Source organism: Streptomyces sp. NPDC058955 (assembly GCF_042741435.1).
Classification (GTDB): domain Bacteria; phylum Actinomycetota; class Actinomycetes; order Streptomycetales; family Streptomycetaceae; genus Streptomyces.
This window is the reverse complement of sequence record NZ_JBHYKM010000191.1, coordinates 1-9,330: the sequence shown is the minus strand read 5'-3', so window position 1 is coordinate 9,330 and position 9,330 is coordinate 1. Positions and strand designations below refer to the sequence as shown.

Annotated in this window: 4 protein-coding genes; 1 reads left to right on the top strand and 3 read right to left on the bottom strand. The window is 74.3% G+C overall.

Translation table 11 applies throughout. The features are described 5' to 3' along the window. Nucleotides 1-92 precede the first annotated feature (92 nt). The 3 genes from ACFW1I_RS37010 to ACFW1I_RS37000 form a co-directional block, all read right to left on the bottom strand. On the bottom strand, nucleotides 93-1,670 hold the full coding sequence (locus ACFW1I_RS37010; RefSeq protein ID WP_384678288.1) for a hypothetical protein: 1,578 nt from the start codon (nucleotides 1,668-1,670) through the stop codon (nucleotides 93-95). A gap of 35 nt (nucleotides 1,671-1,705) precedes the next feature. Beyond that, nucleotides 1,706-4,246 carry a hypothetical protein gene (locus ACFW1I_RS37005; protein WP_384678286.1) on the bottom strand — a complete coding sequence of 847 codons (2,541 nt, stop codon included), beginning with the start codon at nucleotides 4,244-4,246 and terminating at the stop codon, nucleotides 1,706-1,708. A gap of 101 nt (nucleotides 4,247-4,347) precedes the next feature. Continuing rightward, on the bottom strand, nucleotides 4,348-7,725 hold the full coding sequence (locus tag ACFW1I_RS37000) for a right-handed parallel beta-helix repeat-containing protein (RefSeq protein WP_384678284.1): 3,378 nt from the start codon (nucleotides 7,723-7,725) through the stop codon (nucleotides 4,348-4,350). A gap of 208 nt (nucleotides 7,726-7,933) precedes the next feature. Between ACFW1I_RS37000 and ACFW1I_RS36995 the strand changes: the two genes are divergently transcribed. Then, a complete protein-coding gene (locus tag ACFW1I_RS36995) occupies nucleotides 7,934-9,133 on the top strand; it encodes a S8 family serine peptidase (RefSeq protein WP_384678282.1) in 1,200 nt (399 codons plus the stop codon). The last annotated feature ends 197 nt before the right edge of the window (nucleotides 9,134-9,330 follow it).

The window sequence follows — 9,330 nt, the reverse complement described above, 5'->3', positions numbered from 1 at the left end:
GGCCGCCGGGGGGGTGGGCGGGGGGGGGTGTTTCACTCTCCGGGGGGCCCCCGGGGGCCCCCCGCTCTTCGTCATCCTCTGTTTCCGTCCCGTCAGTTCCTCGTGCCGCTAGCCCAGAGCGTCTGCCCGTTCGCGGACACGATGGTGAGGTTGCCGTCGTTCTGGAGGACCAGCCGGGCACCGGGATGACGAGCGGTGCCCGACCACCACACAGGCTGGTTCGCGCCGTCGTAGACCACGAAGTTGCCGTCGTCCTGGAACACGGCCCGTACCCCCCGCCCAGCCGTGCCGGACGACCAGCGTGCCCGGCCCTTCGCGTCGAAGACCACCAGATTCCCGTTGCCCTGCATCCGGAGGGACATCCGGTTGGTGGATACCGACTGACCCCGTTCGAGCACCCGCGTCGCCGTGACGGCGAGGGTCTGCGCGGGCTCGGCGGGCTTCTGCGGCCGCACCCGTGTGGTCTGGACCGCCGCTGGTGCGGTTCGGGCCGGAGCGACCACGCTCGCGGGCTTCGGCTTCGGCTTCGGCTTCGGCTTCGGCCGTGCGGCGGCCGCCGGCTTCGCGGCCGAGGTCTTCGTCGTCGGCGTGGGCTTCGGTGTCGCCGCAGCGACCTGCGAGCGGACCGGTTTGGCCGACTTCGGACGCTCGGTCGCCGCCGAGCGGGCCTCCTGCTGCCTCGACGTGTCCTGGCCGCCGGGCGTTTCCTTCTCGGTGACCGCGCGGACGGCCGTCGGTCGGGAGACCGGTTTCCGGGTGAACGCGGGCCGGGCGTCGGACCGGCGGTCACCGGAGTCGACGTGCGCCGGGGTGGAATTCCGCCCGCCGCGCGCTCCGGTGGGGAGCAGGCGGTGAGCGGCTTCGCCGTCCTTCTCGCCGTCGGCGACGGGTGCGGACGGCGCCGGTATCCGCGCCGCCGGGAGTCCGGCGACCGTCGCCCGTTCGTCCGCCTTCTCCCCGGCGGGAGCGATCACCGGCGGGGAGTAGGCCGGGGTTTCGGCCCGGTTCTGGCCCGTGGCCCGCTCTGCCGGAGGGAGGACCACGGACGGCTGGCCACTGATCCGCGATGTCTCCTCGCCCAGGTCGCCCACCTCCCCCTGGGGACTCGGCCACGTGGGGTCGGGCTCGCCCAAGGTGGCTGCCGGGAGGGCCCGGACGTCACCGACCGTCAGGGTCTCCGGCCCGTTGTCCGAGGTGCGCTCGCTGACAGCCAGTGGTACGGACACGAGGACGGCGCCCGCGATCGCCGCAGCGGCGATCAGGGGACGGCCGCCAGAGCCGCCGGTGGCCGTCCTGCCAGGCGGTGCGGGCGGTACCGGCGCATCCGCGCCGACGGGCGCGGCCACCGTGGGGGCGGCGCCCGTCGCTTCTCGGGACGAGGCGCCTTCGTGATCGTCACCGTTCTCCACGAGGGCCGGGGCCGGGGCCGGCGTCGGACGCTGAAGACGGGTGCGGCGCCGGGAGCGGGACACCGTGCCCGCCTCCGGTCCGACGGCTGGTTCGGGGCGGGCGGGCTGCGGCACGAACACGCCCGTGACCACGTTCGTGGCCACCCCCGAAGCCCCGTCACCGCCGGGGAAGGCGACCGCCTGCCGGATGCGGACCTCCTCCCTGGCCTCTTCCGCGGGCTCGGGGGGGCGCTGGCCCACCGTTCGGTGGGTTTCTGACATGGGGTTCTCCTCTGTCGATAGGGTGTACCGCACGCTCACGACGGCGCGGGCGTACGGAGGGTGGACACGTCTCGCCCGGTCGGGACCGGATCGCCCGTACAGCGGCCGGGCCAGGCGAACGTGGCTTCCAGCCGGGCGCCGGAATCAGCCAGCCAGGCAAGCAGGCGCTCTTCGGTGGGCGCGTCCCCTGCGTCCGGGTGACCCGGTACCGAGGCGGGCGCGGACTCCGGTAGCTCCTTCAGCAGGACGTACCGGCCGCCAGGGCCGTCGTGCGTACCCAGCACACGCAGTCGAGTGCCCGGGCAGAACACCACCTCCTCATGGGCGTCCGTCTCCGGACCGTCGAGCAGGGGGCGCACCCGCCGGGCCGTCGACGACCAGATCAGATATCCGCCCCGGCCGGCCTTCGGCACGGGCCGGTCGGTGGCCAGGGCGCTCACCGGGTCCGGCGATCGCAGTTCGGTGCCGGGCACGAGGTCTCCTCGTACTTCCTCGTCCGGGGCGACACCACGCAGGGCGGGACCGCGGTATGAGGGCAGCCGGCGCAGGCCGGAGCCGAGGGACGCCCGTCGCAGTTCCACGGGAAGCCGCTCGGCCTCCCCGGCCAGGTAGAGGCGCACGGCTACGAGGCCCGCACGCAGCGCCTCATCTGCGTGGCCCCGCACCGACGGCAGCCGGGTCAGCCCGCGCAGGACCGCTTGATCGTGTACCTGCCATTCGGATCCGAGGATGGAGCGAATGTCGTCGCCGGCACCGGGGGCGAGTGCCCCGGACCCGGCAGCCTGCCCGGTTTCGGTGGGGGGCGCGGGTATCGGCCGAGGCCGCACGGGCTTGGCCGTGACCGGCGGATCGGCCTCCCCGGAAGGGGCCACGGCCTCTTCCGCGTCGGCCTCCCGGGAGGGAACGACGATCGCCTCCGCGGCGGACACGGTAGTCGGTGCGACTGCTTCGGTCGTCGCCCCTCCCGTCGTCGCCCCTCCGGCCCTCGTGCCCTCGGCTGTCGTCACGGCCCGGGTCCGCCTCTTCTGCGCGCCGGTGCTGACGGGCGTGCCGGCGGTCAGCCATGGCGGCAGGCCGCTCGCCGACGAGACCGCCTGGGGGTCTCCCTCCGCCAGGGTCACCACGGGTCCGGGGCCGGAGGCCCGGTCGTCCGACCCCGGAGGCGGTGTCGTCGTTCCGGGCACGCGCCCGTCCGGAGTTCTCGTTTCCGGGACGGGACGGGGCTCCAGGGCCGGGGCGGTGGACGAGGTCAGCGCGATCGGCGTGCCGGACGAACCCGGCACCGTCGGTGCGGTGCCACGGGACGCCGGGGCCGGCAGGGGCACCGGCGCCCCACCGGACCGTCTGCCCGGCAGCCATCCGCGGGGGGCCATGCCGATGCCGTGCCGTACGGCCAGGCGCCGAAGGTCCCGGAGGACATCTCCTTCGCACGTGCTGTGGACCTGGAGCATCGCGTGGGCGCGCGCCTCCGTGCCCACCCCGGTCAGGAGCCGGTCCAAGGCGGGGATCACCTCGGCCCCCACGCGGGTGCCGGGCGTGCCCAGGTCGATGGCGAGCACCTCGGTGTCGAGCGGCCGTTCCCAGCTTCCGGGCCACTCGCGGGGGCCGCCGATCCACAGGCCGGCCCTGGTGACGGCGAGCAGCCAGTGGTCCGTGAGGCGGTACGTCCCGTCGGAGGGGCCGGGCTCCAGGCCGTCGTACGGTGGACGCCAGCGGGTCGGGGTCGGGGCGGCGTTCCGGTCGTCCGGGCAGGCAACGGCTTCGAGGTACGGATGCCAGGTTGGCGTGCCGTCCGCCCGAATGGCGAACGTGCGGGACTCGGGTGCCGTGTCGTCGGTGGTGTCGACGAGCAGCGGCATGCCGCTCATCACCTCGATCTCCGTGCCGAGGAGGTCCGTCACGTCCCGGGCGAGCGGCAGGGAGTCGCCTGACCATGGAACAAGCCTGGTCGCCGCCCGCACGGGGGCCGGCAGTGCGGCGAGGACGCTCGCCACCGCCTCCGCGGACGTCTCGCCCGCCCCGGGGCCACCGACGACGAGTGCGGCGCTGGTGGCCTCCACAGGGACGGTGTGAGCCAGCGACGGTACCGCGGGGGCGCCCCAGGATGCGGGGCGCAGCAGGGCACCCGCGGGGATCTGGTCGATCCGGTGGCCGTCCGCCGTGTCGGCCGCGAGCCGCGCGAAGGCGGGCTGCCAGGCCGGCGGGGGAAAACGCCGACCGATCGTGTCCGGGGCGAGTCCGCCTGCGAACCGGACCCACTGCCCCTGGGTGAACAGGGTGCCGTCCGGGCCGACGACGGGCACTCCGTCGCACGCCACCACCTCCACCGGCCATGTGGCGGCGATCTCCGCGGCGACACCGTTCGACGCGCCGTCGGTCATCACCAGGGCGACCCTCGCCAGCCGTTGCGTGATCGCCTCGGTCAGCACGGGCCCGAACTGCTCCAGGAGCGCGGGCCCCAGCCCGATGCCGCTGTCGACCAGGAAGACGACGCAGTCGTGCGCGACGTTCCGCAGCGACCGGGCCGCCGCGGACAGGTGCGAGGGAGCTTCCTCGGTGGTGTGGAACAGGTACACGCCCGCCACCGACCCCGGTCGCCGGCCGGCCGCCGGCGCGGAGCGGTCCGCCGCGGGATGGCCGTTCGGCGTCCGCCGTCCCAGAAAACTCTGCCACAACCTCACGATCCGACACCTCCGCGGACGGGCTCGGCACCGCGCAGTGCGGGCCCCCGGGACGCCGGGCCTGGCGGCAGGTCCACGGGGAGGAACTCGGCGAGCTGCCGGGGGTCGGGGGATTCGACGGCGCTGAGCCGCCCCGCCTGCCGGGTCATCATCGTCTCGACCAGCTGGCGCGCGAGGCGTGCGTTGCCGAAGGTCCGGTCGCGCGGCAGCGCCGAGAGGTGGTGCCGTACGGCTTCCACGGTCTCGGGGGCGCAGGTGTAGCCGAGCTCCGCCGCGTGTGCCCCGACGATGCTCAGGAGTTCGTCCGTGGAGTAGTCCTCGAAGGTGACGTGGCGGGAGAACCGGGACGCCAGACCGGGGTTGGAGTCGAGGAAGCGGCCCATCTCGGCGGTGTAGCCCGCCACGATGACGACGACCTCGTCGCGATGGTCCTCCATGAGCTTCAGGAGGGTGTCCACGGCCTCACGCCCGAAGTCGGCCGGTGAGTCGGCGGGGGTGAGGGTGTATGCCTCGTCGATGAACAGCACGCCACCGAGGGCCCGTTCGAAGGCTTCCTTGGTGAGCTGAGCCGTGTGTCCGATGTACCGTCCGACCAGATCGGCGCGTGCCACCTCGACCAGCTGGCCACGGGGCAGCACCCCGAAGGACCGCAGGAGGTCGGCGTAGAGTCGCGCGACGGTGGTCTTGCCGGTGCCGGGGGGGCCGGCGAAGACGAGGTGGTGGCTGATCCGCGGGGCGGGCAGCCCTGCCGCCTCGCGCTGTCGGGCCGCGCCGAGCAGGTCCATCATCCCCCGGACCTCGTCCTTCACCGCGGACAGACCGATCATGCCGTTGAGCCGGGCGAGGACCTCCGATTCGGAGGGCTCAGGGGCGCCTCCGGCGCCGACCAGCGCGGCCTCCTCCTCGCCCACGTCCTCGGCGACGAGCTGGGTCAGATCCGCCTGCCCGACGTCGGGCCGCGTGGCGAGCCGGAACGCCTGCCGGTCCACCATCTCCTCGAAGACCTTGCGCGCGGCACGGCCGTTGCCGAAGCTCGCGTCCCTGGGCATGCGGGTGAAGTGGAGCGCCAGCGCCTCGCGCGCCTCGGCGGCGAGTTGATAGCTGTGCGCCGTGCACATGTTCTCGACGATGGTGACGAGTTCGTCCACGGTGTAGTTGACGAACTCGATGCTCCGGGTGAAGCGGGAGGCCAGGCCGGGGTTGGCGGAGAGGAAGGACTGCATCTCCTTGGAGTAGCCGGCCACGATGACGACGACCTCGTCGCGGTGGTCCTCCATGAGCTTCACCAGGGTGTCGATCGCCTCCTGGCCGAAGTCCGCGCCCGAACCCTTGCTGTCGGACAGCAGGGTGTAGGCCTCGTCGATGAACAGCACTCCGCCCAGAGCCCGTTGAAAGGTCTCGGTGGTCTTGATCGCGGTGCCGCCGATGATCTGCGCCACCAGGTCGGCCCGTGACACCTCCACGATGTGGCCGGATGGCAGCGAGCCCAGCTCGGCGAGGATGGAGCCGTACAGGCGCGCGACGGTGGTCTTGCCCGTGCCGGGCGGCCCCGCGAAGACGAGGTGACGACTCATGGGTGGGGCCGGCATGCCGAGCCGGGCGCGGTGCTGGGCCAGCCGATTGAGGTTGACGAGGGTGCTGACCTGGCGCTTCACGCCTTCGAGGCCGACCAGTGCTGCCAGCTCGGCCAGGGGGCCCTGGGGAGCGGCCTGTTCGCCGCCTGCGGTGGCCGGGGAGGCGGGCGCGGCCGTGTCCGGGATCTCCGGGCGGGGCGCGCCGTCCCACACGTCCGCAGCACCGTTCCCGCCGCTGACCAGACCCTCCACGGTCAGCCGCCCCGGTGGACGGGAGTGGCGCAGACCGGCGCCCCGGTTGGCGCGCACGGTGCACTGGGTCACCGACACCTGTTCCGCGCTGTCGACCCGTATGCCGTCGCCCGTGCACCCCTCGAACTCGGACGCGTTCATCGCGGCGCGCCCGCCTGTGGCCACCAGGACGCCATGCGCGCCGGCCTCCCTGACCTGCACCCGGGTCAGGGACAGCTCGCCGCCGTCCTCCACGGACACTCCTTCGGTGCCGCTGCCCAGGATCTCGCAGTCCCGCAGGGAGCCTCGCCCCAGGGAACCCACGGACACCCCGGACTGCTGTGAGGCGCGGATGGTCGTGTTGCCGACGTAGGGGTTGCCGTGGCCGGTGACGCGGAGCGCCGCCGCCGAGGTGTTCTCGATCTCGCAGTGCTCCAGACGGCCGCGCCCGTCCTCGGCGACCTCCACGCCGAACCCCTTGGCGCCGTTGATCCGCACCCGGCGCAGCAGCGGGTTGGCGCCGGAGCGGACCGACACCCCGTGACCTCCCGAATCGATCACGTCGAGCCGGTCGATCTCGGCCGCCGACTCGTCTGTCAGGAGCACCGACACCGCCTCGGCGTCCCGGACCGTGGTGCCGGTCAGGACGGGCCCGCTGGACTCGGCGACGCGGATGCCCGCCTGTGCGGGGGAGCGGAACACGCAGTCCTCGTACGTGCCCCGCGACCTGCCCGTCACCAGCAGGCCGCTGCCTCGGGTGTCGGTGGTGCCGCACCGGCGCAGCAGCGGGTCCGCCCCGGCAGCGACCACGATGCCGTGCCCGGTGGTGTCGGTGACCCGCACGTTCTCCAGAACGGTCCGGGAGTCGCTGGTGACGTAGACGCCGACGGTGACGCCGGTGACGGTGACGTCGTTGACGCCGAAGCTGCTGGAGCCTTCGAGGGCGACGGCCGGCTTGTCGGTGGAGGAGATCTCGCAGTTCTCCACGGAGCCCCGGGCGTCGCCGTTGGCCAGGAAGCCGTTGCCCCGGGCGTCCCTGAGGCGGCAACCGCGGACCTGCAGTCTTCCCTGGTCGACGGCGACGACCGCGGAGGTGCCCAGGTGCTCGATGACGGAGTCCTCCACCGCGCTCTGCTGGGAGGAGGTGACGACGATCCCGGCGCCTTCCGGATTGGTGATCCGGCAGTCTCGAAGGGCGAGCGAACCGGTGTCCGACGCGGACACCGCCGTCCAGCCCTTGCCCACCACCTCGCAGTCCCGCATGGCCAGTTGGCCACGAGCCGCGTGTACCACCGGCACGTCGCTCTCGCCGCCGCGCAGCAACAGGTCCGTGAGCATCACGGCCTCGGCCACGAGGGTCAGGGCGGTGTCGCGGCGGGGGACGATCTCGACGCTGCCCTTGGGGCCGTCGGCGACGATGGTGACCTGCGTGGTCACGAGCAGATTCTCCACGTACCGGCCGGGACGCACGCTGATCACGGCCCCCGTACGGGCGCGCGCCAGCGCTTCCTTGATGGTCCGGTGGTCGCCGGAGCCGTTGTGATCGACGGTGAGTACCTGGCGTACCACGACCGTGCCTCCCCTGGTGAGCGGGCGCGGAAGGCGCCCACCGGGCATCGTGGCTCGCCGCCCGCGCACGGGGACACAGGCGAATGACGCAGAGCGTGACTGAACCGCCCGGTACCCGATGACGTAGGAGGCGTACGCGCCTGCGTCGGCACGCTTAATTACCCGCGCGCGGCGCCCCGCCCGGGCCGCGCGATCCTAGGCTGCGCCCATGCGACCCCTACGGCGACGTGTCGCCCCCCTCCTGCCCGCGGCCGCCCTCGTCGTCGTCGCCGCCGGACCCGCCTCGGCCGCCCGCCCGGCCCCTGCCGTCGTCCGGGCGGATCCAGCAGCCCTGCCCGTCGTGGTGCAGCGGCTCGCCGACGACGCGCCCTGTCGGCCGGCGTCGACCGTTCGGGCGGAGCGGTCGCCGTGGACGCAGGAGATGCTCGGGCTCGACCGCGTATGGCGGCTCACCCGGGGCGAGGGGGTTCCGGTGGCGGTCGTCGGTACCGGCGTCGGCGTCACCGTCCCCGCGCTGCGCGGACGCGTCCTTCCGGTCGGGCCGGGCGGCGGCCAGGACTGCGTGGGTCACGGCAGCTTCGTCGCGGGACTCGTCGCCGCCGCCCCCGACGGGGCTGCCGGGTTCACCGGCGTCGCGCCGGCCGCGAGGGTCCTCGCTGTCCGAGCCACCGCGCCCCGAGGCGCGGTCGACGGACCCGGCCTGGCCCGGGGCATCCGGGCAGCGCTGGACGCCGGCGCGAGGATCGTCGCCGTACCGGTGGCACTGGAGAAGCGGGACGCCCAACTGACCGCGGCCGTGCGGGAAGCCGTACGGCGGGACGCGCTCGTCGTCGCGCCGGCGGTGCCGGACCAGCCGCCGCGGCACGCCGCCGGGGAGGAGAAGGCGCCCCGGGACTACTGGCCGGCCGCCGAACCCGGTGTCCTCTCCGTGATCGACTTCGGTGCCGACGGGACCCGGCCGGAGAACGCGCCGACGCCCCGGAACGCCGACCTCGCCGCGCCGGGCGACCGGGTCGTGAGCGTGGGGCCGGGCGGCGACGGGGCGTTCACCGGCTCGGGATCGTCCCTCGCCGTGGGGTTCGTCGCCGGGGCCGCCGCGCTGGTGCGGGGGTACGCACCGGAACTCTCCGCTCCGCGAGTGCGGGAGCGGCTGTTGGGGTCCGCGTACACCTCGGCCGTGCCCCGCCTCGACCCCTACGCCGCCGTCTCGGGCGTGCTGCCCTGGTCCGCCGGGCCGACCGCCCTGCGGGCCCAGGAGCCCGTCGTCCTCCCCGTGCCCGTCTCGGATGGGGGCGCCCGCGCCCGCGCGGAGCTGATCGCCGTCGCGGGGCTGGCCGTCGCGCTCCTGGTGGCGGCGCTGGGGGCGCTACTGCCCCGGGCACGGGCGCGGGGGTGGCGGGCCGGCTGAGGGGGGCCGGGGCGGGGAGAGCGGGGCGCCAGGAGGGAAGGGCGGGAGTGGAACAGACGGGGGGGGGGGCAACACGGGTGACCCCCCCCCCCCCGGGCCCGCGCCCGCCCGGCGCCGTTCCTTCCGGTGCTCGGCGTCTCCAGGGCATACGCGTCGGACGTACAGGTACGCCAGCGTCAGCCGGTCACACCCAGCAG